Origin of the sequence: Antarcticimicrobium luteum (assembly GCF_004358185.1) — a bacterium.
In the GTDB taxonomy this organism is placed as follows: Bacteria; Pseudomonadota; Alphaproteobacteria; order Rhodobacterales; family Rhodobacteraceae; genus Antarcticimicrobium; species Antarcticimicrobium luteum.
In genome coordinates this window covers 25,798-52,742 of the sequence record NZ_SMUV01000069.1, presented here as the reverse complement: position 1 = coordinate 52,742, position 26,945 = coordinate 25,798, and the positions used below count along the sequence as shown (strand labels likewise).

General features: G+C 66.0%; 24 protein-coding genes. 18 read left to right on the top strand and 6 right to left on the bottom strand.

Annotated features, from left to right (window positions below; all coding sequences use genetic code 11):
* Positions 1 to 2 precede the first annotated feature (2 nt).
* Entirely contained in the window at positions 3 to 749 is a 747-nt protein-coding gene (locus E1832_RS14130) for an RNA methyltransferase (RefSeq protein ID WP_133360414.1), read from the bottom strand.
* Between the two features lie 196 nt (positions 750 to 945).
* Here E1832_RS14130 and E1832_RS14125 point away from each other — a divergent pair, with 196 nt between their 5' ends.
* Positions 946 to 1,566: a thiamine phosphate synthase gene (locus E1832_RS14125; RefSeq protein WP_133360413.1), complete on the top strand. Its 621-nt coding sequence runs from the start codon at positions 946 to 948 to the stop codon at positions 1,564 to 1,566.
* An 11-nt stretch (positions 1,567 to 1,577) separates the two neighbouring features.
* On the opposite strand, the gene E1832_RS14120 is transcribed toward E1832_RS14125, so the two are convergent.
* A complete protein-coding gene (locus E1832_RS14120) occupies positions 1,578 to 2,651 on the bottom strand; it encodes a HupE/UreJ family protein (protein WP_245513994.1) in 1,074 nt (357 codons plus the stop codon).
* A gap of 64 nt (positions 2,652 to 2,715) precedes the next feature.
* Here E1832_RS14120 and E1832_RS14115 point away from each other — a divergent pair, with 64 nt between their 5' ends.
* The 6 genes from E1832_RS14115 to E1832_RS14090 all read left to right on the top strand — a co-directional run bounded on the left by E1832_RS14115 (position 2,716) and on the right by E1832_RS14090 (position 8,558).
* On the top strand, positions 2,716 to 3,525 hold the full coding sequence (locus E1832_RS14115) for a DUF4198 domain-containing protein (protein WP_133360411.1): 810 nt from the start codon (positions 2,716 to 2,718) through the stop codon (positions 3,523 to 3,525).
* Between the two features lie 48 nt (positions 3,526 to 3,573).
* The gene (locus tag E1832_RS14110) at positions 3,574 to 4,470 is read left to right on the top strand and encodes a PfkB family carbohydrate kinase (protein WP_133360410.1); all 897 of its coding nucleotides are present in this window, start codon (positions 3,574 to 3,576) and stop codon (positions 4,468 to 4,470) included.
* Positions 4,470 to 5,384 (top strand): pseudouridine-5'-phosphate glycosidase, encoded by a 915-nt coding sequence (locus E1832_RS14105; RefSeq protein WP_133360409.1) that lies wholly within the window; start codon positions 4,470 to 4,472, stop codon positions 5,382 to 5,384. The genes E1832_RS14110 and E1832_RS14105 overlap by 1 nt, the downstream gene beginning before the upstream one ends.
* Before the next feature lie 88 nt (positions 5,385 to 5,472).
* Positions 5,473 to 6,150, top strand: coding sequence for a DUF502 domain-containing protein (locus E1832_RS14100; RefSeq protein ID WP_133360408.1), 678 nt, complete (start codon positions 5,473 to 5,475; stop codon positions 6,148 to 6,150).
* A 123-nt stretch (positions 6,151 to 6,273) separates the two neighbouring features.
* Positions 6,274 to 7,905, top strand: a complete 1,632-nt coding sequence (locus E1832_RS14095) for a tetrathionate reductase family octaheme c-type cytochrome (protein ID WP_133360407.1) — start codon at positions 6,274 to 6,276, stop codon at positions 7,903 to 7,905.
* Positions 7,905 to 8,558 (top strand): cytochrome b/b6 domain-containing protein, encoded by a 654-nt coding sequence (locus E1832_RS14090; protein WP_133360406.1) that lies wholly within the window; start codon positions 7,905 to 7,907, stop codon positions 8,556 to 8,558. The genes E1832_RS14095 and E1832_RS14090 overlap by 1 nt, the downstream gene beginning before the upstream one ends.
* A gap of 69 nt (positions 8,559 to 8,627) precedes the next feature.
* Here E1832_RS14090 and E1832_RS14085 read toward each other — a convergent pair whose 3' ends face one another.
* Positions 8,628 to 9,401 (bottom strand): 3-hydroxybutyrate dehydrogenase, encoded by a 774-nt coding sequence (locus E1832_RS14085; protein ID WP_133360405.1) that lies wholly within the window; start codon positions 9,399 to 9,401, stop codon positions 8,628 to 8,630.
* 422 nt (positions 9,402 to 9,823) lie between these two features.
* Between E1832_RS14085 and E1832_RS14080 the strand changes: the two genes are divergently transcribed.
* From E1832_RS14080 to E1832_RS14070, 3 genes are all read left to right on the top strand, one after another.
* Positions 9,824 to 11,644, top strand: coding sequence for an extracellular solute-binding protein (locus E1832_RS14080; RefSeq protein ID WP_425358979.1), 1,821 nt, complete (start codon positions 9,824 to 9,826; stop codon positions 11,642 to 11,644).
* A 100-nt stretch (positions 11,645 to 11,744) separates the two neighbouring features.
* Positions 11,745 to 12,761 (top strand): ACR3 family arsenite efflux transporter, encoded by a 1,017-nt coding sequence (gene arsB / locus E1832_RS14075; RefSeq protein WP_133360403.1) that lies wholly within the window; start codon positions 11,745 to 11,747, stop codon positions 12,759 to 12,761.
* Positions 12,762 to 12,794: 33 nt separating this feature from the next.
* A complete protein-coding gene (locus E1832_RS14070) occupies positions 12,795 to 12,980 on the top strand; it encodes a hypothetical protein (RefSeq protein WP_133360402.1) in 186 nt (61 codons plus the stop codon).
* Positions 12,981 to 13,043: 63 nt separating this feature from the next.
* On the opposite strand, the gene E1832_RS14065 is transcribed toward E1832_RS14070, so the two are convergent.
* On the bottom strand, positions 13,044 to 13,667 hold the full coding sequence (locus E1832_RS14065; RefSeq protein WP_133360401.1) for a helix-turn-helix domain-containing protein: 624 nt from the start codon (positions 13,665 to 13,667) through the stop codon (positions 13,044 to 13,046).
* 64 nt (positions 13,668 to 13,731) lie between these two features.
* Here E1832_RS14065 and E1832_RS14060 point away from each other — a divergent pair, with 64 nt between their 5' ends.
* The 5 genes from E1832_RS14060 to E1832_RS14040 all read left to right on the top strand — a co-directional run bounded on the left by E1832_RS14060 (position 13,732) and on the right by E1832_RS14040 (position 19,278).
* Entirely contained in the window at positions 13,732 to 15,261 is a 1,530-nt protein-coding gene (locus E1832_RS14060; RefSeq protein ID WP_133360400.1) for a class I adenylate-forming enzyme family protein, read from the top strand.
* Positions 15,258 to 15,908, top strand: coding sequence for a DsbA family oxidoreductase (locus tag E1832_RS14055; protein ID WP_133360399.1), 651 nt, complete (start codon positions 15,258 to 15,260; stop codon positions 15,906 to 15,908). The genes E1832_RS14060 and E1832_RS14055 overlap by 4 nt, the downstream gene beginning before the upstream one ends.
* Complete coding sequence (locus tag E1832_RS14050) at positions 15,908 to 16,279, top strand: potassium channel family protein (RefSeq protein ID WP_245513993.1); 372 nt, start codon at positions 15,908 to 15,910, stop codon at positions 16,277 to 16,279. Before E1832_RS14055 ends, E1832_RS14050 begins: the two co-directional genes overlap by 1 nt.
* An 80-nt stretch (positions 16,280 to 16,359) precedes the next feature.
* Positions 16,360 to 17,556 (top strand): multidrug effflux MFS transporter, encoded by a 1,197-nt coding sequence (locus E1832_RS14045; RefSeq protein ID WP_245513992.1) that lies wholly within the window; start codon positions 16,360 to 16,362, stop codon positions 17,554 to 17,556.
* A 60-nt stretch (positions 17,557 to 17,616) separates the two neighbouring features.
* On the top strand, positions 17,617 to 19,278 hold the full coding sequence (locus tag E1832_RS14040) for a tetratricopeptide repeat protein (RefSeq protein ID WP_133360396.1): 1,662 nt from the start codon (positions 17,617 to 17,619) through the stop codon (positions 19,276 to 19,278).
* Positions 19,279 to 19,368: 90 nt separating this feature from the next.
* Here the strand turns inward: E1832_RS14040 and mfd are convergent, their stop codons facing one another.
* Together mfd and E1832_RS14030 are read right to left on the bottom strand one after the other, a co-directional pair.
* Entirely contained in the window at positions 19,369 to 22,833 is a 3,465-nt protein-coding gene (mfd, locus tag E1832_RS14035) for a transcription-repair coupling factor (RefSeq protein ID WP_133360395.1), read from the bottom strand.
* Between the two features lie 28 nt (positions 22,834 to 22,861).
* On the bottom strand, positions 22,862 to 23,386 hold the full coding sequence (locus E1832_RS14030) for a component of SufBCD complex (RefSeq protein ID WP_133360394.1): 525 nt from the start codon (positions 23,384 to 23,386) through the stop codon (positions 22,862 to 22,864).
* A 128-nt stretch (positions 23,387 to 23,514) separates the two neighbouring features.
* Between E1832_RS14030 and hemB the strand changes: the two genes are divergently transcribed.
* The 3 genes from hemB to E1832_RS14015 all read left to right on the top strand — a co-directional run bounded on the left by hemB (position 23,515) and on the right by E1832_RS14015 (position 26,881).
* Complete coding sequence (gene hemB / locus E1832_RS14025; RefSeq protein ID WP_133360393.1) at positions 23,515 to 24,513, top strand: porphobilinogen synthase; 999 nt, start codon at positions 23,515 to 23,517, stop codon at positions 24,511 to 24,513.
* Between the two features lie 32 nt (positions 24,514 to 24,545).
* Entirely contained in the window at positions 24,546 to 26,165 is a 1,620-nt protein-coding gene (locus E1832_RS14020) for a M10 family metallopeptidase (protein ID WP_133360392.1), read from the top strand.
* Between the two features lie 140 nt (positions 26,166 to 26,305).
* On the top strand, positions 26,306 to 26,881 hold the full coding sequence (locus E1832_RS14015) for a lipid-binding SYLF domain-containing protein (protein WP_133360391.1): 576 nt from the start codon (positions 26,306 to 26,308) through the stop codon (positions 26,879 to 26,881).
* Positions 26,882 to 26,945 lie beyond the last annotated feature (64 nt).

Genomic DNA, 26,945 nt, shown 5'->3' with positions numbered 1-26,945 from the left:
GGTCAGTCGCCGCGCTCTTTCCAGCGCACCATCTGCCGCATCACCCCGTGCAGCATCTGCACATCGGCCCGGGTCAGCCGCATCCGGCTCCACAGGTTGCGCAGGTTCAGCTTCATGTTCTCCGCCTTTTCCAGCGGAAAAAAGAATCCGGCCTGCTCCAGCCGCTGCTCGTAATGTTCGGCCAGTTTCTCCATCTCGATGCCGCTGGCCCAGTCGGCGCGCGCCATCTCGACGGTCTCATGGGTGACCTCGCCGACCTGACGGCGCCACTCATAGCCGGTCAGCAGCACGCATTGCGCCAGGTTGAGCGAGGCGAACTCCGGGTTCACCGGCACCGAGATGATCGCATTGGCCCGCGCCACATCGTCGTTTTCCAGCCCCGCCCGCTCCGGCCCGAACAGCACCGCGACCTTTTCGCCCGCCGCGATCTTTTCGGCGGCCAGTTGCATCGCCCGTTCCGGGCTGTAGACCGGCTTGGTCAGCCCGCGCTGCCGCGCCGTGGTGGCGAAGACGAAAGAGCAATCGCCCACCGCGCCGGCCACATCGTCATAAAGCCCTGCCTCGTCCAGCAGCCGCCCCGCCCCGCTCGACATCGCCACCGCCTTGGGGTTGGGCCAGCCGTCGCGCGGGGCCACCAGCCGCATCCGGTCCAGCCGGAAATTCCACATCGCGCGGGCGGCGCCGCCGATATTCTCGCCCATCTGCGGACGCACCAGGACAAAGGCGGGCTGAGGGGTGGCACTGGGCATGTCGGCTCCTTGTCGGACATCTGGTGGAAAATCTGGCCGCGCGCCGGCCGAAAAACCCGCCCCGCTCTACTGCCGTGGGACATGGGGGGCAAGCCGCCCGCTTCCTTTCACCCAAAATATCCCAGCCCGAGGCGGAATCTTCCCTTCGCCGCGGCAATTCGTTACACCGGCGCGAAACCAACCAAGGACCGCCGCCATGGACGCCCCCGAGCAGCCGCAGCTTTACCTGATCACGCCCCCCGCCTTCGCGCTCGAATCCTTTCCGGGCACCCTCGCCCGCGTCCTCGACGGGGCCGATGTCGCCTGCATCCGGCTGAGCATGGCCAGCCACGACGAGGACGAGATCGCGCATGCCGCCGACAGCCTGCGCGAACTGGCGCATGAGCGCGACATCGCGCTGGTGATCACCGATCACGTGCTGCTGGCTCAGCGGCTGGGACTCGACGGTGTGCATCTCAGCGACGCCGGCCGCTCGGTCCGGGCCGCGCGCAAGACCCTCGGCCCAGACGCCGTGGTCGGCAGTTTCTGCGGCACCTCGCGCCATGACGGCATGGCCGCCGGAGAAGCCGGCGCGGATTACGTCAGCTTCGGCCCGGTCGGCGTCAGCGCCCTCGGCGACGGCACCCGGGCCGAGCCCGAGCTGTTCCAGTGGTGGTCGCAGATGATCGAGCTGCCGGTGGTGGCCGAGGGCGGCCTGACCCCCGGCCTCGTCGCCGAGCTGGCGCCGCACACCGATTTCTTCGGCATCGGCGACGAAATCTGGGGCCAGGACGACCCGCTGGCGGCGCTGAAGGCGCTCACCGGCGCGATGGGCTGAGCGGCGCGGATTTACAAGAACACTCGCTCCACAAACCAGTAACTGCCGATCGCCGCGATCACGACCGAGGCCGGCACGGTGATCCGCGCGCGGTACCAGGGCTTGCGCCCGAACCACAATCCCACCGCGAGAAAGGCCAGCGCGATCACCGTCAGCTGGCCGATCTCGACGCCGATGTTGAAGCCCAGCAGCGCCGGGATGAACTGGCTTTGCGGCAGCCCGATCTCGCCCAGCACGCTGGCAAAGCCCAGCCCGTGCAACAGCCCGAAGCAAAAGACGATCACCGGCCGCCAACGGTTGAGATGCCCGCTCACGATATCCTCGACCGCCACATAGACGATCGAGGCCGCGATCAGCGGCTCGACGATGCCGGCCGGAACGCTCACCGCCCCCAGCGCGCCCAGCGCCAGCGTCAGCGTATGGGCCAGGGTAAAGGCGCTGACCTGCCACAGCAGCGCCCGCCAGTGGGTGGACAGAAAGAACAGCCCCAGCACGAACAGGATATGATCCAGCCCCTTGGGCAGGATATGGGCAAAGCCCACCGGCACATACTGGCCAAAGGCCTGCCAGCCGGACAGGACCGACCCGCCCTTCAGCGGGATCGACGGCGTCGCGGTGCCCCCCGCGACATAGCCGGTATAGGGATCCTCCACCCCCTGCTGACGCAGCACCAGATCGCCGGCGCCGCCCGGCCAGGCCAGCGTCAGCGTCTCGCTGCCCGGCGGCACCGCGCCCTCCAGCACCAGATGCGAGGCGCGCGGCAGCGCCGCGTCGCCGACCTCCGGCACGGCGACCCCGGTCACCCGCAGATCAACCGGCCCGGCGCCGGTGACAGCGATCTGCCCGGCCCACCTCTCGGCAAAGGCACGCAGCCGCGGGGCGAACTCCCCCGGTGCCAGCGCCCGCAGGCTGTCGTAGCTGTCCGATTTGCCGGAGTCGTTGGTGTCGCCCAGCCCGTCCAGATCGATGCCCGCGACAAAGGCCTCGGCGTTCAGCCGAAAATCGAGGGTCAGGATGCCGTCCGTCACCCGCATGTCGGCGATCGTCGGCGTGACCTCGTGGGCGCGGGCCGCGCGCGGCGCCATCCCGGCGCCGAGGCTTGACAGAACCAGCGCGGCGCACAGTTTAAGTAGGAGCGATCGGAAAGGTATGTACATTTTGCCCCGCTTTTTCCCCATTTTTCTGGCGGTGCTCGCCAGCCTCACGGCACCCGCCGCGCTTGCCCATGAGTTTTGGATCGCGCCGACGAAGTATCAAGTCGAAACCGGCGCGCCGCTGGTGGCGCGGCTGCGCAACGGGCAGAACTTCAGTGGTATCTCCTATCCCTATTTCGACCATCAGACCGCGCGGTTCGAGCTGGTCCAAGGCGGGCGGGTCACCCCCTATGCCGGCCGCATGGGCGATCTGCCCGCGCTCAGCGCAACGTCGGACGGCGACGGGCTGGTGGTGATCGTCCACCAGACCATGCCCTCCAGCGTGAGCTATGCGGAGTGGGAGAAGTTCGCCGCCTTCGCCGCGCACAAGGATTTTCCGGACATCCGCGCCCGCCACATCGCCCGCGGGCTGCCGGAGAACGGGTTTTCCGAGACCTACACGCGCTTTGCCAAGGCGCTGGTGGGCGTCGGCACGGCGCAGGGGGCAGATGCGCCCACCGGCATGGAGACCGAGTTCGTGGCGCTCGCCAACCCCTATACCGATGATCTGCCGCAGGGGTTTCCGGTGCGTCTGCTCTATCAGGGCGCACCAAGGGCGCTGGCACAGGTGGAGGTGTTCGACCGCAGCCCGGACGGCGCCGTCACGATCACCCGGCTGCGCACCGATGACAGCGGGACGGCGAACATCCCGGTGGCGCCCGGGCACGAATACCTGTTGGATGCGGTGGTTCTGCGACCGGCCCCGGCCGGCGCCGCCGAGGTCTGGGAAACCCTTTGGGCGGCAATGACTTTTTCAATGCCGTGACGCCTCCGAACGCTTGCACGCTGCGACAATTCGCGGCACAACCCAAACATGAATACACGCACCCCTCCGCCGGTCCTGTGCATCGGCAGTGTCCTGTGGGACATGATCGGCCGGGCCGCTGGACCGATGCACCAGGGGGCCGACGTGCCGGGACGAATCACCCGCCTGCCCGGCGGCGTCGCGATGAACATCGCCATGGCGCTGACCCGGTTCGGCCTGATCCCGACGCTGCTCACCGCGATCGGCCGCGACGCCGAAGGTGACGAGCTGATCGCCGCCTGCGCCCGGATGGGCATGACGACCGAGCATATCTATCGCCCCGACGATCTGCCGACCGACCGGTACTTGGCGGTCGAGGGCGCCAACGGGCTGATCGCGGCGATTGCCGACGCCTTTTCGCTGGAGGCCGCCGGCGCGCGCATCCTGGCCCCGCTGACCGACGGATCGCTGGGTCATGCCGGGGCGCCCTTTGCCGGGACCATCGCGCTGGACGGCAACCTGACGGCAACGCTGCTGGCCGAGATCGCCGCGAGCCCGGATTTTGCCGCCGCCGACCTGCGCGTCGCCCCCGCCTCGCCGGGCAAGGCAGAGCGCCTGGCGCCGTTCCTGACGCATCCGCGCAGCGCGCTTTATGTCAACCTCGAAGAGGCCGGCCTGCTCTGCGATACCCGCTTTGCGGATTCCGGAACCGCCGCCGCCGCGCTGCTGGACCGGGGCGCGGCGCGGGCGCTGGTTACCGATAGCGCCGGACCGGCCGCCGACGCCCATCCGGGCGGCGTGATCAGCCTGACGCCCCCCGCGGTGCCCGTCGCCCGCGTCACCGGCGCCGGCGACACATTCATGGCCGCCCATATCGCCGCAGAGGCCGCCGGCGCCACGCGCGAAGAGGCCCTGCGCCGCGCCCTGGGTGCCGCTGCGGCCCATGTTTCAGGAGACAGATCTTAATGATTTACATGACCTATTCCGCCGAGGCCGCCCGTGCACGGTCGTCCGGTCAGCCACTGGTGGCGCTGGAAAGCACCATCATCACCCACGGCATGCCCTATCCACAAAACGTCGCCGTCGCCGCCCAGGTCGAGGCCGACATCCGCGACGCGGGCGCGACTCCGGCCACCATCGCGGTGATCGAGGGGCGCCTGCACGTGGGGCTGGAGCCGGAAATGCTTCAGGCTCTGGGACGCACCCCGGATGTGGCCAAGCTCTCGCGCGCCGACCTGGCTGCCTGCCTGGCCACCGGCGGCACCGGGGCGACGACGGTCTCGGCCACGATGATCGCGGCCCGCCATGCCGGCATCCCGGTCTTTGCCACCGGCGGGATTGGCGGGGTGCATCGCGGCGCCGAGACCTCATTCGACGTCTCGGCGGACCTGCAGGAACTGGCGCAGACGCCGGTCACGGTGGTCTCGGCCGGCGCCAAGGCGATTCTCGACGTCGGCAAGACGCTGGAGGTGCTGGAAACCCTGGGCGTGCCGGTGATCGTGCACGGCCAGGACGTTTTCCCGGCCTTCTGGTCGCGCCGCTCGCCCTATGCGGCGCCGATCCGGATGGACGACGCGGACGCCATCGCGCGCTCCCATGCCGCCCGCCGGGCGCTGGGCCTGCCGGGCGGACAACTGGTGGCCAATCCGATTCCCGCCGCGGACGAGATCCCGGCCGAAAAACTCGCCCCGATCATCGGCGCCGCGCAGGCCGAGGCCGATGAGCGCGGCGTGTCCGGCAAGGAGGTGACGCCGTTCCTCCTGGAACGTATCTATGAGTTCACGCGGGGCCAGTCGCTGCGCGCGAATATCGCCCTGGTGCGCAACAACGCGCGCCTGGCCGCGCAGATCGCCCAAGCCTTGCGCAAGGTTTCCAATTAGGCCCTGACAGGGGTGTGAATCGACGCAGGCGGCCATTGTACCGTGAAGGAAAAGACCCTAGTTTCGCGGCGTACAGGATGGAACGCCGATGAACACCCCATTTGACGACGAACCGCATCGCCGCAGGGGGCTTCTGGCCCGGCTGCGGGGATCGTTCCTGACTGGCCTGGTGGTGATCGCACCGGTCGGGCTGACGCTTTGGCTGATCTGGTCCGTGGTGGGCTGGATCGACGGCGTCGTGCTGCCGCTGGTCCCGCACCGGATGCGCCCCGAGCAATACATCGGCATCAACCTGCGCGGCGTCGGCGTGATCATCTTTTTGCTGTTCACCATCGTCGTCGGCTGGGTCGCCAAGGGTATCATCGGCCGCTCGCTGATCAGTTTCGCCGAGGGGCTGGTCGACCGCATGCCGGTGGTCCGCTCGGTCTATTCGGGGATCAAGCAGATCTCGGAAACCGTGTTCGCGCAGTCCGAACGCTCGTTCGAAAAGGCCTGTCTGATTCAATATCCCAGACGCGGGATATGGGCGGTCGGCTTTGTCTCCACCATCGCCAAGGGAGAAATCTCGGAGCGGGCCGAAACCGGCGGGCCGCTGATCAGCGTCTTTGTCCCGACCACGCCGAACCCGACCTCGGGCTTTTTGCTGTTCTTTCCAAAAGAGGACGTGATCGAGCTGGATATGAGCGTCGAGGACGCGGCCAAACTGGTGATCTCCGCCGGCCTCGTCTATCCCAACGGCAAGGATCCCACCCGGCCGCCTGAGTAGGCCGCCCGAACAACCGCCGCGCCGCCCTGTCCGCCGTGACATTGACTTCGATCAAAGTCATCGGCGGCACTTTCGCCGAACATGCAATTTGCGGGCATGTTTTGAAAACCGGGAGGATTTCCGTTGCGACCAAGTTTCGTGTTTGCCGTCGCGGGTGCGCTGTGGCTTGCCGCGACCGCCGCTCTGGCCCAGGGCAGCGGCGCGCCCGCCATTCCCGGCACCGGCAGCACCGCCGACCACTCCAAGTTCGAGATCCTGAAAAAGGAGTTCACCTCGGCCCCCGAGGTGACCGGGGCCTGCCTGTCCTGTCATACAGAGGCCGACGATCAGGTGATGCACTCGATCCACTTCACCTGGGAATTCGAGAACACCACCACCGGGCAGCTGCTGGGCAAGCGCCATGTGATCAACGCCTTTTGCGGCAATGTGGCCGGCAACGAGCCGCGCTGCACCTCCTGTCACGCGGGCTATGGCTGGGACGACATGAGCGTCGCGCCGCAAGAGGCCGGGGTCACCCCCGATTGCCTCGTCTGCCACGACCGCTCCGGCCAGTACACCAAGACCGCCACCGCGGCGGGCCTGCCGCCGCTCGATCCGGTGAAGCCGGGCACCAAGACGATCACCGGTGCCGAAGCCTGGCCCGTCGATCTGGCCAAGGCGGCGCAGAGCGTCGGCCCTCCGGGGCGCGAGAATTGCGGTCAGTGCCATTTCTACGGCGGCGGCGGCGACAACGTGAAACACGGCGATCTGTCCTCGGTCCTGTATGACCCGGCGCGGGACGTCGATGTGCACATGTCCTCCGAGGGCGGGAACATGGTCTGTTCCGACTGCCATGTGACCGATCGGCACGAATGGGCCGGCTCGCGCTATGACGTCACCGCGGCCGACACCAGGGGTCCCGGCATGCCGCATGAGCGGCGCGATGTCGCCACCTGCCAAAGCTGCCACGGGACCGAACCGCACCCGGCCTCGCTCAAGGGCGTCAAGCTGAATGACCACACCGACAAGCTGGCCTGCCAGACCTGCCACATCCCCGAATTCGCCCGCGGCGGGGTGGCCACCAAGATGGTCTGGGACTGGTCCACCGCCGGCAAGATGGGCGATGACGGCAAGCCGCTTTCGGTCGAGAACTATACTCAGGGCGACGGCAAGCATCGCCACACCTATCTGGCCACCAAGGGCGATTTCGTCTGGGAAGAGAACGTCGAGCCGCTCTATGCCTGGTTCAACGGACAGGTCGAATACACCACCGGCGATCAGACCATCGACCCGACCCAGGTGGTCGAGGTCAACAGGATCTCCGGCAGCCCCGAGGATGGCGACAGCCGGATCTGGCCGTTCAAGCGGCTGATCGGTCGGCAGGCTTATGATGCCAAGCTGAATCATCTGGCCTACAGCCATGTCTGGGGGCCGGCCACCGACACCGCCTTCTGGACCAATTTCGACTGGGGCAAGGCGATCGAGGCCGGGATGAACGCGGCGGGCGTCGAATATTCCGGCGAATACGGCTTTGTCAACACCCATATGTACTGGCCGATCACCCATATGGTCGCCCCCGCCGAACAGGCGCTGGATTGTGCCGAATGCCACGCCAGCGATGGCCGGATGTCCGGGATCGACGGGGTTTATATGCCCGGCCGCACCCCGTTCAGCACCGCCGGTATCCTCGGCCTCGCGCTGATTGCCGCGACGGTCCTGGCTTTGGGGATCCATGCCCTGGGCCGTCTGTTCACCCGCAAGGACGGAGACGCGTAATGGCCGAACGTTTCGTCAAGATCTATCCGCGTTTCGAACGCTTCTGGCACTGGACGCAGATGGCGCTGATCTTCGGGCTGTTGTTCACCGGCCTGGCGGTGAACGGTCTGAACCCGCTGATCCCCTTCGGCCCGGCGGTGATGCTCCATATCATTGCCGCGCTGGCGCTGATCATACTCTGGGTCTTTGCCATCTTCTGGCACATCACCACCGGCACCTGGGTTCATTACGTGCCGACCACACGCGGCCTTCTCAAGGTGGCGCGCTTTTATGCCTGGGGCATCTTCAAGGGCGAACACCACCCCTATCGCAAGGCCTACTGGCGCAAGCACAACCCGCTGCAGGCGCTGACCTATCTGGCGCTGAAGCTGGTGCTGTTCCCGGCGATCTGGGTGACCGGGGTGATCTACCTGACCTATAATTTCTGGGATACGGCACCAAACGCCACGCTCTGGCTGACCATCGTGGCCAACCTGCATCTGCTGGCGGCCTATGCCATCGCCGCCTTCGTGCTGGCGCATGTCTATCTGTTGACGGTCGGCCACTCGTTCCGCGACCATGTGCGGCCGATGATCACCGGCTTCGACAAGATCGACCTCACCTCCGAGGAAGAGGCCTATCTGGAAACCGACGAACCGGCGCGGATCCGTTAAATCGACGGACCGTTCCGGCCATGAAAAAGGGGCGCGGCCAGACCGGCCGCGCCCCTTTCTGAATCGACGTTACAGCGCGGTCCAGCCGCCATCGACGCTGATTGTGGTGCCGGTGATCTGCGCCGCCGCGTCCGAGCACAGGAACACCGCGGTGCCACCCAGCTGCTCGACGGTGGCGAACTGCTTGGAGGGCTGACGCTCCAGCATGACGTTCTTGATCACGTCCTCGCGGCTCATCCCGTATTCCTTCATGGTGTCGGGGATCTGCGCCTCGACCAGCGGGGTCAGCACATAGCCCGGGCAGATCGCGTTGGCGGTGATCGGTTCCTGCGCGGTCTCCAGCGCCACGGTCTTGGTCATGCCGACGATGCCGTGCTTGGCCGCCACATAGGCCGCCTTGAAGGGCGAGGCGGTCAGCCCGTGGGCCGAGGCGATGTTGACGATCCGGCCCCAGCCCGCCGCGCGCATCATCGGCAGGGCGGCGGCGGTGGTGTGAAACGCCGAATTGAGGTTGATGGCGATGATGGCGTCCCATTTGTCGACCGGAAACTCGTCGAGCGGCGCGACGTGCTGGATGCCCGCGTTATTGACCAGAATGTCGCAGCGCCCCGCCTGCTCGATCAGCGCGCGGCACTCGTCCCCCTTGGACATGTCGGCCCTGATATAGCGCGCCTCGACCCCGGTCTCCTGCGCGATCTGCGCGGCCAGCGCGTGATCCTCGTCGCGGTCGGTGAAGGAGTTCAGCACCAGATCGGCGCCGGCGCGGGCCAACTCCCAGGCTATGCCCAGCCCGATGCCCGAATTCGATCCGGTGACGATGGCGGTTTTTCCGGTCAATGACATGGTATGTCCCTTTGCTTGCGTCGCGCGCATCCTGCCATGCTGCAAATGCGAAGAAAACGCCAAAGCCGCAGCGGGTCGGTTCACAGCGGGACCGCGCCGCGGCATGGGAGTCTCCGACCCGAATTGTGCGGGGGGCTGTTCGGGCCGGCCGGGTCGAAATGGGGCGCGCATCGCAGGCAACGCTGATGCGTTGTGCCGGGCCGGCGCGACGGATAAGGACAGGGCTGCAGGCCAAAAAAAACGCCCGCACAAGGCGGGCGTTAAGTTATTGAGGCAGGTTTCATACAGGCAAGAAACCTATCGAGCAGTAAGGTCTTTATAAGCAATTCTCCGCGTTTCTCCAAGCTAAAAGTTTGAAAACACGTGAATCCCCCGCTAGCGTCATCGTTAACAAAAAAAGAGCAGAGCGAGTTGTTTCCATCGTGAGAACGGGCTGTTTCCTACTTGCGCGGGCTTCCCTTGCGGGAATCGCCTTTTTTTGCGGCGTTTCAACGGCGCCTGCGGCACCCGCGCATGGCATAGCTATGTACGGGGATCCCGCGCTCCCACCGGATTTTGTGTCCCTGCCCTATGTCAACCCGGAGGCCCCCAAGGGCGGGCGGGTTGTCTTTGGCAACACAGGCGGTTTCGACTCTCTCAACCCCTTCGTGCCCAAAGGCACCCCTCCCTGGCAACTTCGATTCCTGAGCTACGAATCGCTGATGGGCCGGTCCTGGGACGAAGCCTTCACCCTCTACGGGCTGCTGGCCGAATCGGTCGAGACCGCGCCGGACCGCTCGTGGGTGGAATACACCCTGCGGCAAGAGGCCCGATTCTCGGACGGCAGCCCGGTCACGGTCGAGGATGTGATCTGGTCCTACGAGACGCTCGGCGCCCAGGGGCACCTGCGGTTTCGCGGATTTCAGGCGCAGGTGGCCGGGATCGAACAGACCGGGCCCCGGTCGCTGCGCATCCGCTTCAACACCGATAACCGCGAACTGGCGCTGATCGCCGGCCTGCGGCCGATCCTGAAAAAGGCGCAGTGGCAGGGCAAGGATTTCACCGCCTCCGGCCTGACCGAGGCGCCGATCGGCACCGGCGCCTATGTCGTCACCGATTTCGAGGCCGGCCGCTATGTCACCCTGCGGCGCAACCCCGACTATTGGGGCCGCGATCTGCCGTTCCGCCGCGGCACGCAGAATTTCGACGAGCTGCGGATCGAGTTCTATGGCGATGCCACGGTGCTGTTCGAGGCGTTCAAGGCCGGACAGATTTCGGCGGTGCGCGAGTTCAACGCCGAGAAATGGCTGACCCAGTATGATTTCCCCGCCATCACCCGCGGCGACGTGGTCAAGTCCGAGATCCCGAACCAGCGCCCCTCGGGGATGACCGGACTGGTGATGAACACCCGCCGCGCGCCGTTCGACGACTGGCGCGTGCGCGAGGCGCTGCTGTCGGCCTTCAATTTCGACTATATCAACGACACCATGACCGGCGGCGTGCAGCCGCGCATCACCTCGTATTTCTCCAGCTCCGAGCTGGCGGTGCGCCCCGGCCCGGCGGCGGGCCGCGTACGGACGCTGCTCGCCCCCTATGCGGACAGCCTGCCGCCCGGCGCGCTGGAGGGATACAGCCTGCCCATGGGCGACGGCACCGCCCGCAACCGAGACAACCTGCGCCGCGCGATGGCGCTTCTGAATGAGGCGGGCTGGCGCGTGCAGGAGGGCGTTCTGCGCAATGCCAAAGGCGGATCGTTCGGGTTTTCGGTGCTGCTGCGGCAGGCCGATGGCGAGATGCAGCGCGTGGTCGACCTCTATTCCCAGGCGCTGCGGCGGCTGGGAATAGAGGTCCGTGTCAACACGGTGGACGATGCCCAATATGCCGCGCGCATCGCCGCGCTGGATTTCGACATGACCAATTTCCGCCGCGACCTGTCGCTCTCGCCGGGTAACGAGCAGCGCCTCTACTGGGGCAGCGCCGGCGCCGGTCAGGAAGGAACGCGCAACCTGATGGGCATGGCCTCGCCCGCCGCCGACGCGATGATCGACGCCATGCTCACTTCGGAATCGCGCGAGGATTTCACCGCCGCCGTGCGCGCCCTCGACCGGGTGCTGACGGCGGGGCGCTATGTGATCCCGATCTGGCAATACGATGTCAGCCGGATCGCCCATATCCGGCAGATGAAATACCCCGCCGACCGCTTGCCGATCTATGGCGACGGGGTGAATTTCATGCCCGATGTCTGGTGGTACGAAGAGGAGTGAGCGGCCAGTATGACAGTTTCACGAAACCGTGAAATTGACATTGTTGCCGCCTGAGCGGTCCCCTAAGAAAGGGCTGAACGGATATTGGAGCAGCGGAACCATGGGCGGTTTTGAACGGTTATTGTCGCTGTGGGTCGCTCTGGCGATCGTCGCAGGGGTCGCGCTCGGCAATCTGGTGCCGGGCCTCTTCGTCGCCGTGGCCGGGCTGGAGATCGCCCATGTGAACCTCGTCGTCGCGCTGCTGATCTGGGTGATGATCTATCCGATGATGGTGCAGATCGATTTCGGCGCGATCAAGGATGTCGGCAAGGCGCCGCGCGGGCTGATCCTGACGCTGGTGATCAACTGGCTCATCAAACCCTTTACCATGGCTGCCCTCGGCTGGCTGTTCTTCCGCGTCCTCTTCGCCCCCTGGGTCGATCCGCAGACGGCCGGCGAATATATCGCCGGGATGATCCTGCTGGGCGTGGCCCCCTGCACCGCGATGGTTTTCGTCTGGAGCCAGCTGACCCGGGGCGATCCCAACTACACGCTGGTTCAGGTCTCGGTCAACGACGTGATCATGATCTTTGCCTTCGCGCCCATCGCCGCGTTCCTTCTGGGAATCTCAGACGTCGCGGTCCCCTGGCAGACGCTGCTGATCTCGGTCGTGCTTTATGTGGTGCTGCCACTGGCCGCCGGGGCGCTGACCCGTCACCGGCTGGAGCGGCAGAGCGGCGATGCGCTGGACCGCTTCGTCGCGACGCTGAAGCCCTGGTCGGCGATCGGGCTGCTGGCAACGGTGGTGCTGCTGTTCGGGTTCCAGGCCGAAACCATCCTGGCCCAGCCCGGCGCCATCGGCATGATCGCGGTGCCGCTGCTGATCCAGACCTACGGCATTTTCGCCATCGCCTATGCCATGGCCCGTGCGCTGCGGCTGCGCCATGCCATCGCGGCCCCGGCCTGCATGATCGGCACCTCGAACTTTTTCGAACTGGCGGTGGCGGTGGCGATCTCGCTCTTCGGGCTGAATTCCGGCGCGGCGCTGGCCACGGTGGTGGGGGTGCTGGTCGAGGTGCCGGTGATGCTGTCGCTGGTCTGGTTCGCCAACCGCACGCGGCACTGGTTCCCGGCCTGAGGTTGCCGCTCACCCCACGAGAGCAGGCCGCGCATGCGCCAGACCGTGGGCTGGCGCGGCAACGCCGGTTCGATGCACTTTATCGCCGCCAAATCCGGACAACATCAAAGCCGCGCGCCCACGTCGACCAAGCGCCAGACCATGGGGACGGTCCGGCGCTTGCGCGGCGCCCTTCGGGCTTGTTCCGCGCAGCGGGAGATTGGCTCCGAGGTGGGCTAAAGACCTATGGCGCAGAGGGTTCGGACGCACCCCGCGTCCGGTGACCGGGCGAAAGCCCGCCGCTCACCCCAGCGAGGTAACCCAGAGGATGGTCGCATCCTCATCGCTGACCGAAATCACGTTATGGCCCATGGTGGCGTCGTAATAGGCGCTGTCGCCGCGGCGCATCTCGATGGGCTCGTAGAATTCGGTATAAAGCTGGATCACCCCGGTCAGCACATAAAGGAATTCCTCGCCGTCGTGGCGCACCCAGCCGTCGAACTCCTCCATGCTGCGGGCGCGCACGCGGGCCCGATAGGGCAGCATCTGTTTCTTGGTCAGGCTCTCGGCCAGCAACTCGTGTTCATAGGTGGCGGTGGCGTAATCGGCCCCCTCGCCGCCGCGGGTGATGGCCATGCGCCCGTTCACCTGCTCGCGCTGCGGCGGGGTGAAAAGCTGCGGCACCGAAATCTCCAGCCCGACGGCCAGTTTCTTCAGCGCCTCATAGGTCGGCGACATCTGACCGTTCTCGATCTTGGACAGGGTCGAGCGCGCCAGCCCGGCCTGGCTGGCGGCCTGTTCCAGCGTCCAGTTCCGGGCCTTGCGCAGCTCGCGCACGCGCGCGCCCAGATCCAGCGGCTCGGCCTCGATTTCCGGGCCGCCGCTGCGGGCGATGCGGATGATGGCTTTGGGGTCGCGCGCGGTCATCCGGTTTCTATAAGCGCGCCGCAGGCGTCTTGCAACGTGCCCTTAGGCAGGCTAGCCAATCGCCATGCAGTCCATTTTCGATCAAGGCCCGCCGCCGCCCTGCCCCGCCCCCTTCAACCTGGCCGCCTTCGTGTTGCGCCAGGCCGGGAAAACGCCTGACAAACCCGCGCTCAGCATACTGCGGCCGCAGGGCCCCGACGACTGGACCTATGCGGAGCTGGAGCGCGCCGTGCGCGGCACCGGCACGGGGCTGTTGCGCGCCGGGCTCCAGCCCGGTCAGATCGTCCTGATGCGGCTGGGCAACACGGTGGAGTTTCCCATCGCCTATCTCGGCGCCATCGCCGCCGGACTGGTGCCGGTGCCCACCTCGTCGCAGCTGACCGAGCCCGAAACCGCCAAGATCATCGCCGAGCTGAAGCCAGCCGCCATTCTGCGCGACCCGGCCATCGCCTGCGCCGGCCACCCGCTGCAGATCGATACCGACGCGCTTGAGACGATGCGCGCCCTGCCGCCCTGCGACTGGGCCATGGGCGATCCTGACCGGCTGGCCTATGTGGTCTATACCTCGGGCACCTCGGGCAGCCCGCGTGCGGTGGCCCATGCCCATCGCGCCATCTGGGCGCGGCAGATGATGGTCGAGGGCTGGTACGACCTGCGCCCCGGGGACCGGCTGTGCCATGCGGGCGCCTTCAACTGGACCTATACGCTGGGCACCGGTCTGATGGACCCCTGGGCCATCGGTGCCACCGCCCTGATCCCCGAGGCGGGCACCGATATCGCCGCCCTGCCCGAGCTGCTGCGCACCCATCGCGCCACCCTCTTTGCCGCCGCGCCGGGGGTCTATCGACGGATGTTGCGGGACCGCGACCGGCTCGAGTTGCCGGATCTGCGCCACGGGTTCAGCGCCGGCGAGAAACTTTCGCGGGATCTGCACCGGCGCTGGACCGATCTGACCGGCACCGAACTGCACGAGGCCTACGGCATGTCGGAATGTTCGACCTTCATCTCGTCCAGCCCGGCGCATCCGACGCGTGGCGCCGCGCTCGGCCAGCCGCAAACGGGCCGCCGGGTGGCGATCCTGGGCCCCGACGGCACCCCGGTTCCGCAGGGCGAGCCGGGCGTCATCGCCGTGCACAAGGACGACCCCGGCCTGATGCTCGGTTATCTCAACGCGCCGGGAGAGAAAGCCGCCCGCATGCGCGGCGACTGGTTCGTGACCGGCGATCAGGGCGCGATGGCGGTGGACGGGCAGATCACCTATCTCGGCCGCGATGACGACATGATGAACGCCGGCGGCTACCGCGTCTCGCCGGTCGAGGTCGAGGCCGCGCTCAGCGCCCACCCCGGCATCGATCAGGTCGGCGCCGCCGAGGTCGAGATCAGGCCCGACACCACGATCATCGTCGCCTTTTACACCGGGCCTGCGGAACTGGACGAAGGCGCCCTGCGCACCTATGTCGAGCAGAACTTGGCGCGCTACAAACAGCCGCGCGCCTTTGTCCACCTCGACGCGCTGCCGAGCGGCGCCAATGGCAAGCTGCTGCGCCGCGCGCTGCCCGCCTATTTCCCGACCCGGAGTCCGAACCCCGCATGACCGAAAAGACCGTCAAGCTCGACATCCTGTCCGATCCGATCTGCCCCTGGTGCTATATCGGCAAAGCCAATCTCGACCGGGCGCTGGCCGCGATACCCGACCACCCCTTCGTGATCGAGTTTCACCCGTTCCAGCTCAACCCCGACATGCCGGCGGGCGGGATGGACCGGCGCGCCTACCTCGAGGCCAAGTTCGGCGGCAAGGAGGGCGCCGCGCGCGCCTATGCCCCTGTGGTCGAACATGCCAGGGCCGCCGGGCTGACCATCAACTTCGACAGGATGCAGCGCACCCCCAACACGCTGGATGCGCACCGCCTGATCCACTGGGCCGGGATCGAGGGGCGCCAGTACGCCGCCGTCTCGGCGCTGTTCACCGCCTATTTCGTCGACGGGCGCGACATCGGCGATCACGAAGTGTTAAGCGATCTGGCCGACAGTCTGGGCATGGACGCCTCGGTGGTGATGAAGCTGCTCGCCTCGGATGCCGACCGCGAGGATATCCGCCGCCGCGATGCCCATAGCCGCGAGATGGGGGTAACCTCGGTTCCGACCTTCATCGTGGCGGGCAAACATGCGGTGCCCGGTGCACAACCGCCTGAAATGTGGCAAAAGGTAATTGAGGAACTCAAGGACCAGCTTGCCACGTGATGCAGATTAAACCCTTTACCGTCGTGCTCAGCCTGATCTTCGTGGTCGGCTTCGGCACGGTGTTCTTTCGCCATGTTGAGGGCTGGAGCTGGCTGGATTCCTATTTCTTCACCGTGATCACCATCTCGACCGTGGGCTATGGCGAACTGGTCCCGGTAACGGAGATCGGCAAGATCGGCACGACCATTCTGATCTTTGTCGGTCTGGGCGTCTTTGCCGTGGCGATCCAGCAATTCGCCTTCTACCACATGCGCAAGCGCGAGGAGCATACCGAATGGCTCTTTGCCCGCCTCGGCAATCACCACGGCGTTGAAAGCCTGCCCGCGAACGAGGATGACCGCCCGGACCCCTCACAGGCCCCCGCAGAGTGACGCGAGGGCCCTACTGGCGTCTTTTCCCGGCCCATGATACCGCCGCTCCATAGCCCCGTGGAGCTCCCATGCAAGATCGAATGTCCCGCACCGAATTCATCGCGCTGATCGCGATGATGTTCGCCACGATCGCGTTCTCGATCGATGCGATGTTGCCCGCCCTGCCCGAGATCGGCGCCCAGCTCAGCCCCGATAACGTGAACCGCGCGCAGATGATCCTGACCGCCTTTGTGCTGGGGATGGGCGCGGGCACCTTCGTGACCGGGCCGCTGTCGGACGCCTTCGGGCGCAAACCGGTGATCCTGGCCGGCGCCGTCGTCTATATGGCGGCGGCCTTTGTCGCCTGGACCAGCACCTCGCTCGAGGTCGTGCTGGCCGCGCGGCTGGTTCAGGGGCTGGGCGCCGCCGGCCCGCGCGTGGTGGCGATGGCGGTGGTGCGCGATCTCTACTCGGGGCGCGAAATGGCCCGGATGGTGTCGATCGCCATGATGATCTTTACCCTGTTTCCCGCCTTTGCCCCGCTGATGGGAGCGGGCATCATCGCGCTGAGCGACTGGCGCGGCATCTTCCTTGCCTTCATCCTGTTCTCGCTGATCTCGACCCTGTGGATGGCGGTGCGGCTGCCCGAAACCCTGCCGCGTGAAAACCGCCGTCCGTTCCGGGCGCCGCTTTTGGCCGCTGCACTGCGCGAGATGGCGGCCCATCCCAGCGTGCGCCTCTCGATCCTGGTGCAGACCCTGTGCCTGGCCATGCTCTTTACCATGATCCTGATGGTGCAGCAGGTCTATGACGTGATTTTCGATGAGGCCGGGAATTTCCCGATCTACTTCGGCGCGATTGCGCTGGTCTCCGGCTCGGCCAGCCTGCTGAACGCGGCCATCGTGGTGCGGGTCGGGATGCGCCGGATCGTCACCTGGTCTCTGGGGCTTCAGATCGGGCTGGCCGGCGCGATGCTGCTGGTGGGCGAGATGGGGCTGCCACTGCGCGGCTTTTTCTGGATTTTCCTGATCTGGCAAACCTGCGTGTTTTTCATGGCCGGCACCACCATCGGCAATCTGAATGCCATCGGGATGGAGCCGATGGGCCATATCGCCGGCATGGCGGCCTCGATCATGGGGGCGGTCTCGACCGTGGGCGGCGCGCTGCTCTCGGCGCCGGTCGGGCTTTTGTTCGACGGCACGGTGCGGCCGCTGGCGGGTGGAATTTTCATCCTGTCGATCATCGGTTTCGCGCTGATGCTGGAAATGGGCCGGATTGAGGCCCGCCAACCGGTCTGAACCCTGTTGCCCACGCCCTAGTTTCGCCTAACCTCCGGGTGCGGACAACGGAGGCGCGGCATGGACGACTATTACGACCTCGGCAGCTACAGCTGCCCGATCACCACCCGCTCGGATCAGGCGCAGCTCTGGTTCGACCGCGGGCTTATCTGGATCTATGGTTATAACCACCAGGAGGCGGCCGCCTGTTTTCGCCGCGCGCTGGAGCATGATCCGGACTGCGCCATGGCCCATTGGGGCGTCGCCTATGCCGCCGGCCCGAACTACAACATGCCGTGGGAGCTGTTCGACGAGCCCGGACGCGCCGAGGCGCTGGCCACCGCCCATGACGCCACACAGGCGGCGCTGGCGCGTATGGACAGGGTGACGCCCGCCGAGGCGGCGCTGATCCGCGCCCTGCCCGCCCGCTATCCCCAGCCGACCCTGGCCCGCGACATGAACGCCTGGGACTATGATTTCGCCGACGCGATGCGCGCCGCCTTCGCCTCGGTGCCCGACCATCTCGACCTGCGCGCGATCTATGCGGAATCCCTGCTGAACCTCACGCCCTGGCAGATGTGGGACCTGAAAACCGGCCAGCCGGCCCCGGGTGCCGCCACCGAAGAGGCGCAGCGCGTCCTGGAACAGGCGCTCGACGCCCAGCCCGGCGCGATGCGGCACCCCGGCCTGCTGCACCTTTACGTTCACCTGATGGAAATGTCGCCGACCCCGGAAAAGGCGCTGAAGGCCGCCGATGTTCTGCGCACCCTGGTGCCGGACGCGGGCCACCTGGTGCATATGCCCACCCATATCGACGTGCTCTGCGGCGCCTATCACGACGTGGTGCACTGGAACCAGCGCGCGGTTGAAGCCGACCTGAAATACTACGCCCGCGAAGGCGCCTTCAATATCTATACCGGCTACCGCCAGCACGATTACCATTTCGTCATCTACGGCGCCCTGTTCCTGGGCCAGATCGAACCCGCGCTAGAGGCCAATCGCGGACTGTGGGAGACCACGCCGGAGGATATGCTGCGGATCGAAAGCCCGCCGATGGCCGATTATTTCGAAAGTTTCATGGCGATGGAGCCGCATATCCTGATCCGCTTCGGCCGCTGGGAGGACTGCAAGGCACTGGCGCTGCCGCAGGATCGAGAGTTGTACAGAACCCTATGCGCAACTGTACATTATGCTAGGGCCCTGGGCCACGCCGCCACCGGCGAGGTGGACGCCGCCGAGGCCGAGGAACAGCTGTTCCTGACCGCCAAGACCAGAGTTCCTGAAACCCGCCTGCTGCACAACAACAAGGTCACTGACCTGCTTGAAATCGCAACCGAAATGCTCCGCGGAGAGATCGAGTACCGCAAAGCGAACTACGACACCGCCTTCGCCCACCTGCGCCGCGCCGTCGACCTGGACGATCATCTGCCTTACGACGAGCCCTGGGGCTGGATGCAGCCCGCCCGCCACGCGCTCGGCGCGCTCTTGCTGGAACAGGACCGCGTGGCCGAGGCCGAGGCGGTCTATCGCGAGGATCTGGGCCTTGGCGGACAGCTTGCCCGAGCCACCGTGAACCCGGACAATGTATGGAGCCTCAAGGGCTTGCATGATTGTCTGCAAGCAAGGGACGAACAGGTCGAGATCAAACTGATCAAGCAGAAACTCGACATCGCCCAAGCCCGTGCTGACGGGGTCATGGCCTCTTGCGGCTGCGCCCAGGCAGCGATGAGGGTCATCGCGTAACCCATAGAATTTACGCCGTAATCAGAACCGCGTGCCTCCGACGGAAGTTCATTCAGCAAAACAACGCCGGGGGCGCTTGCCTTTCCCCGATCAGGCCTTTGCCGCCTTGGATTTTTTCTTCTCCGCCACCACCTTTTCGGCCAGATCGCGGGCGATGGCGAATGCGCCCTTGATCTTGTCGCTGTCCTTGCGCCAGTCGCGGCGGACGATGATCTTGTTGTCCTTGATCCTGGCCAGCCCGTTCTGCGCCTGCACGAACTCCACCAGCCCCTGCGGCGAGGCGAACTTGTCGTTGTGAAACTGGATCGTCGCGCCCTTTGGCCCGCCGTCGAGCTTGGCGATGCCGGCGCGTTTGCACATCGCCTTGATCCGCACCACCAGCAGCAGCGTGTTGACCTCTTTCGGCAGCGTGCCAAAACGGTCGATCAGTTCGGCGGCAAACCCCTCCAGCTCCACCTTGGTGGTCAGCGACGAGAGCCGCCGGTAGAGGCCCAGCCGCACGTCGAGATCGGGCACATAGGCCTCGGGGATCAACACCGGCACCCCGAGGTTGATCTGCGGAGCCCACTGGTCGTCGGCCTCGCTCAACCCCTCCATCTCGCCGGCCCGGATCTTGGCGATCGCCTCTTCCAGCATCTGCTGATACAGCTCATAGCCCACGTCGCGCATCTGGCCCGACTGTTCCTCGCCCAGCAGGTTGCCGGCGCCGCGAATGTCGAGATCCTGACTAGCCAGGGTAAACCCTGCGCCCAGTGTGTCGAGGCTGCCCAGCACACGCAGACGTTTTTCCGCCGTGGCGGTCAGTTTCGCGCGCGGCTTGGTGGTGAGGTACGCATAGGCGCGGGTCTTGGACCGGCCCACCCGGCCGCGGATCTGATACAGCTGCGCCAGACCGAACATATCGGCGCGATGCACGATCATGGTGTTGGCGGTGGGGATGTCGAGGCCGCTCTCGACGATGGTGGTGGCCACCAGCACGTCGTATTTCCCATCGTAAAAGGCGTTCATTCGGTCGTCGAGTTCACCCGCCGCCATCTGGCCATGCGCCACCACATAGCTCAGTTCCGGCAGCTGTTCGCCGAGAAACGCCTCGATCTCCGGCAGATCCGAGATGCGCGGGACGACATAGAAACTCTGCCCGCCGCGATAATGTTCCCGCAGCAGGGCCTCGCGTACGGTCACCGCGTCGAATTCGCTGACATAGGTGCGGATCGCCAGCCGGTCGACCGGGGGCGTGCCGATGATCGACAGATCCCGCACGCCGGAGAGCGACAGTTGCAGCGTGCGCGGGATCGGCGTCGCGGTCAGCGTCAGCACGTGAACGTCGGAGCGCAGCTGTTTCAGCCTCTCCTTGTGCGAGACGCCGAAATGCTGCTCTTCGTCGATGATCAGCAGGCCGAGATTCCTGAGCCGGATCCCCTTGGCCAGCAGCGCGTGTGTGCCGATGACAATATCGACCGTGCCCTTCGCCAGCCCCTCGCGGGTCTTGGCCGCCTCGGACGAGGAAACGAAACGGCTGAGTTGGCGCACCGTGAGAGGAAAGCCGCGGAACCGTTCGGCAAAGCTGGCATAATGCTGCCGGGCGAGCAGCGTCGTCGGGGCGATCACCGCGACCTGAACGCCGGACAGGGCGGCAACGAAGGCGGCGCGCATCGCCACCTCGGTCTTGCCGAAACCGACATCGCCGCAGATCAGCCGGTCCATCGGCTGGCCGCTGTCCAGATCGCCAAGCACGTCGGCGATGGCGCGCAGCTGGTCGTCGGTCTCCTGATAGGGAAAGCGGGCGCAGAACGCCTCCCAGGCGTGGTGTTCGGGCTCCAGCACGGGCGCGCGGCGCAGGGCACGCTCGGCGGCGACCCGGATCAGCCGGTCGGCCATCTCGCGGATGCGTTCCTTGAGCTTGGCCTTCTTGGCCTGCCAGGCGCCGCCTCCCAGCCGGTCGAGGAGCCCCTCGTCATGGCCGTATTTTGACAGCAGTTCGATATTCTCGACCGGCAGGTAAAGCCGTGCGCTTTCGGCATATTCCAGCGTCAGGCATTCGTGGGCGGCACCGGCGGCGGTGATCACCTCCATACCGTGATAGCGGCCGATGCCGTGATCCACATGCACCACCATATCGCCGGGAGAGAGCGACTGCGCCTCGGTCAGGAAATTTTCGGCCTTGCGGCGTTTCTTCGGCGCACGGATCAGCCGGTCGCCCAGCACGTCCTGTTCCGAGATTACGGTCAGATCCGGCGTCTCGAAACCGGCCTCCAAAGCCCAGACCGCCAGGTGCAGGCCGCGCTTGCCGATGCGGGTGGCGCTGCGCACTTCGATGGTCTCGGCCAGCCCCTCGTCCTCGATCAACCCGGCCAGCCGTTCGCGCGCGCCCTCGGAATAGGAGGCGACCAGCACCGGACCCTTATCAAGCTTGGCACGAATATGGTCCGCCAATGCACCGAAAAGGCTGATGTTTTCCTGCTGGCGTTCTGGGGCGAAATTGCGCCCGATGCGGCCGCCGGCGTCGATCACACCGGGGCCGCTGGCCTGGGGCAGCGGATTGAACTGGAGCAGACGGCGCCCCGACACAGCCGCCTGCCAGGCGGCATCGTCAAGAAACAGAAGGTCTGGCGGGATCGGCTTGTAAACGGTGTCGTGGCGCGATTTCGCCTGCATTGCCAGGCGCCGGGTCTCGTACTGATCGGCGATGCTGTCCCAGCGGGCCAGACGGGTGGGGGTCACCTGATCGTCCTGGGTTATGGTGGCGCCGGGCAGGTAGTCGAACAGCGTCTCGAGCTTTTCGTGAAAGAACGGCAACCAGTGCTCGATGCCCTGATGCTTGCGCCCGGCGCTCACCGCCTCGTAGAGCGGATCGTCGGTGCCGGCGGCGCCGAACTCGATGCGATAACTCTGGCGGAACCGGGTGACCGCGGCCTCGTCCAGGATCACCTCGGAGACCGGCGCCAGTTCGACGACGTCAAGCTTCTCGGTGGTCCTCTGGGTCGCCGGGTCGAACCGCCGCGCGCCGTCGAGCACATCGCCGAACAGATCGAGCCGCACCGGCCCGGCCTCTCCGGGTGGATAGATATCGATGATACCGCCGCGCACCGCGTAATCGCCGGGCTCCATCACCGTGGGGCTCTGACTGAACCCCATGCGGACGAGAAAGCCGCGCAGCGCGCCCTCGTCGATGCGGTGGCCGACGCGGGCCGTAAAGGCGGCCTCGCGCAGGATCTCGCGCGCCGGGATCCGCTGGCTCGCCGCGTTGAGCGTGGTCAGCAGGACAAAGTGGCTGGGCATCTGGTGCACCAGCGCCGCCAGCGTCGCCATCCGCGCCGCCGAGATGCTGGCGTTGGGCGAGACCCGGTCATATGGCAGGCAGTCCCAGCCCGGAAAGGCGATGACCGGCATGTCCGGCGCGAGAAAGGCCAGCGCCGCGCGCATCGCCTCCATCCGCTTGTCATCGCGCGCGATATGCAGCACCGGCGCGCCGGTCCGCTGAATCTCGTTCAGGATCAGCTGCGCGTCGTACCCCTCGGGTGCGCCGCCCACCGTGATGTGGCTGGATTCTGTCATCCGCTCTCGCCCCCTTGATCGCCCGGCACTATCCCAGGACGCCCAGCGACAGGTTTTGGTACATCCCCCACAGCGCGGTCACGAAGATCGACAAGGTGCCGATCATCTGGGTGTAGAGCCGGCAGCGCGTCAGCCGCTTGTGCAACAAGGGGCCATGGGCCTGTTCGCGTTCGATCCGCGCCGCGGTCCCGACGTTCAGCACCGCGACCCCGGACATCGGCGCGCCGAGCAGGACCAGCGCCTGGGCGAATTCCACCCGATAGACAAACCCCAGAATCGCCATGCTGGTCAGCACAAAGAACAGGATCCCGACAAGCCAGGGCCCCGACACCCGCGCGATATAGAGCACGCGGTTCACGTTCACCCTGGCGATGTCCTCGAGGTCGCGCTCGGCCTGCCCGCCCACCCGGCGCGCGCGCAGCACCATGTCATAGGGCACGCCCAGGACCCAGTGGCTGGCCGAGGACCAGGCCACCGCCAGAGCGATCCAGAACCACAGGTTCGAAAAGGAGCGCATGTCGATCAGTTCGAAAACCGTGCTGTACCAGTCCAAACGCCCTGCCCTTTCGCGCGCCGAATTCCGCCCCGGCCGGTATGCCCGCCGGGGCGCGGCCATTGATCCCCTTGTGGGGGACGGTTTTCCATGCCACCCAATAACCAATTGTTCAAGGAGTCCGCGCCATGAAACCCACGATCGCCCCGTTTCCCGCCGCCCGGCCGCGCCGAGCTCGCCAATCCCCCGCCATCCGCGGGCTGGTGCGGGAAAACACGCTGAGCACGGCGGATCTGATCTGGCCGGTCTTCGTGCGCGACGGCGTGAACGAGGAGGAGCCGGTCGCCTCGATGCCGGGCGTGATGCGGCGCAGCGTCGATCTGATCGCCAAGGCGGCGAAGGAGGCCTACGGCATGGGCATCCCGGCGATCTGCCTGTTTCCCTATACCGATCCCAGCCTCAAGACCGAGGATTGCGCCGAGGCCTGGAACCCCGACAACCTGTGCAACCGGGCGATCCGCGCGATCAAGGACGCGGTGCCGGAGATGGCGGTGATGACCGATGTCGCGCTCGATCCTTACAACATCAACGGCCATGACGGTTTCGTGGTGGACGGCGAGATCGTCAACGACCGCACCGTCGAGGCGCTGGTCAGGATGACGCTGGCGCAGGCCGAGGCCGGCGCCGACATCATCGGGCCGTCCGACATGATGGACGGCCGCATCGGCGCCATGCGTCAGGCGCTGGAGGCCGAGGGCCATCAGCGGGTGATGATCCTCTCCTACGCGGCGAAATACTCCAGCGGCTTTTATGGGCCGTTCCGCGATGCGGTGGGCGCCTCGGGCGCGTTGACCGGCGACAAGAATACCTATCAGATGGACCCGGCCAACTCCGACGAGGCGCTGCGCATGATCGAGCGCGATCTGACCGAGGGCGCCGACATGGTGATGATCAAACCCGGCATGCCCTATCTGGACATCTGCCGGCGCACCAAGGACACCTTTGGCGTGCCGACCTTCGCCTATCAGGTCTCGGGCGAATACGCGATGCTGCAGGCCGCCGCGCAGAACGGCTGGCTGGACGGTGAAAAGGTCATGCTGGAAAGCCTGCTCGCCTTCAAACGGGCCGGCTGTGACGGGGTTCTGACCTATTTCGCGCCGGCGGTAGCGCGGTATCTGAACGGCTGAGCGGTCTTGCGGTCCATACGAAAGGCAAGGGTATGAGCGGAATCGGACACACCACGTCCTGGACCACGGCGACGGGCGATGCCCGCATCGACGGCATCCTCAATACGCTCCACTGGGGCGATGCGACGCTGAGCTACAGCTTTCCCGGCGGCAGCTGGGAATACGACAGCAGCTATGGCGCGGGCGAGCAGTTCGGCCTGTACACCGCCTCGACCGGCATTCAGACCACCGCCGGGTTCGGCCTCGACACCGCGGCCGGAACCGCGGCCAATGACGGGTTTTCCCTCGAGGGGTTCACCGCGCTCGACGTGACGTCGACGACGCTGCCAAAGGCCCATCTGCGCCTGGCGCAGACCAGCCTCGATCCCTATGGATATGGCACCGCCTGGAGCTATTTTCCCTATGCCGGCGACGAGGGTGGCGACGTCTGGTTCAGCGACGTCGCCTTCGATTTCTCCAGCCCGCGCGCGGGCAACTATTCCCATATCACCGTCCTGCATGAGATGGGCCATGCGCTGGGGCTGGAGCACGCCCATGAGATCGGCTCGTTCGGCGCGGTTCCGGCGGACTACAACGCGATGGAATTCACCATCATGACCTACCGGTCCTATCTGGGATCGACCGGAACCGCCTATGAGAACGAGACCTGGGGGTATGCGCAGAGCTTCATGATGCTGGACATTGCCGCGCTCCAGCACCTTTACGGCGCGGATTATGAGACCAACTCCGGCGATACGCGCTACAGCTGGACACCGGACAGCGGCCAGACGCTGGTGAATGGCGAGGTCGCCATCAACCCCGGCAACAACCGCATCTTTGCCACCATCTGGGACGGCGGCGGCACCGACACCTTTGATCTGACCGCCTACGACACCGACCTGGTGATCGATCTGGCTCCGGGGGCGGCCTCGGTCTTCAGCAGCGAGCAATTGGCGCGGCTCGGCGACGGGGAACGGCCAAGCGGGAACATCTATAATGCGCTGCTGCACGAGGGCGACACCCGGTCGCTGATCGAAAATGCGCTGGGCGGGTCCGGCGACGACATCATCAGCGGCAATCAGGCCAACAACGATCTGTCGGGAAAACGCGGCCGCGATACGCTCTCCGGACTGGACGGAGACGACCGCCTGAACGGGGGCGCCGGCCGGGACAAGCTGATCGGCGGCACCGGCGAGGATATGCTGTCGGGCAAGATCGGCAGGGACCGCCTGCTTGGCAATGCCGGCGCGGACGACTTGGCCGGGGGCGCGGGCAACGACATCCTCCGGGGTGGATATGGCAAGGACGTTCTGTCCGGCAAAGACGGCGATGACACCCTGATTGGCGGCAAAGGCGAGGATGCTCTCTACGGGCATGAGGGGGCCGATACCTTTCGCTTTATCAAGGTCAGCGACAGCAGGCCTTTTGTCAAATCCGACCATATACGCGATTTCATCAGCGGCACCGATCTCATCGATCTTTCCAAGCTGACCTCCGGCAGTTTTACCCTGGAGATCGACGGGCGCTTTTCCGGTGACGGGCCCGGCGTGATTACCAGGGTGGACGGCGACGACATTCTGGTGCGGGCCGATACCGACGGCGACAGAAAGGCGGATTTCGGCATCGTTCTGGACGCCGTCAGCGCGATCGACGTCGGGGATCTCCTTCTCTGAGGCGCCCCCGCCCCACCGTGACGCCGGGCAATATCCCGCCCATATGCTGCGCATGCATGGTGACAGAACCGCCTTGCGGGCGTATAAGCGCCCCCAAGGCCGGAAAACCGGTCAGAGCAGTTCCAGAACAGGCAAATCCAATGACCAAAGCGATCCAATCCCGGTTGACCCGCCGCGCCTTTACCCTGAGCGCGCTGTCCGCCATGGGCGTGACCGCCGCCTGCGGCAACGGCGTGGGCTCCAACAAGGCGGCCAAGATCGACGCACGCGTCGACTCCACGCTGACCCAGATGTACGCCCGCTATCCCAACACCGTGACGCTGTCCGAGAAATCGACCGGCATGCTGGTCATGCCGCTGGTGACCGAGGCCGGACTGGGCCTGGGCGGCGCCTATGGCCGCGGTGCGTTGCGGGTGAACGGCGCGACCGTCGATTACTATTCCACAGTCAAGGGCAGCGCCGGGTTCCAGATCGGCGCCCAGCAATATGCCCACGTGCTGTTCTTCATGACCGAGGACGCGCTGACCGAATTCCGCCGCTCGTCCGGCTGGGCCGCCGGCGGCGATCTGGAGTATGTGATCCGCGACGAGGGCGACTCGGTCGCCGCCGACACCAACACGCTGCGGTCGCCGATTATCGCCGCAGTGTTCGGTCAGGCCGGTCTGCGCGTCGGCGCCACCCTCGAGGGGACCAAATACACCCGTATCATTCCCTGACGCATTCCGCCGCGAAACGGGTGCGGTGACTTTCACCGCCCCGAGAATTCGCCTAGCGTAACGC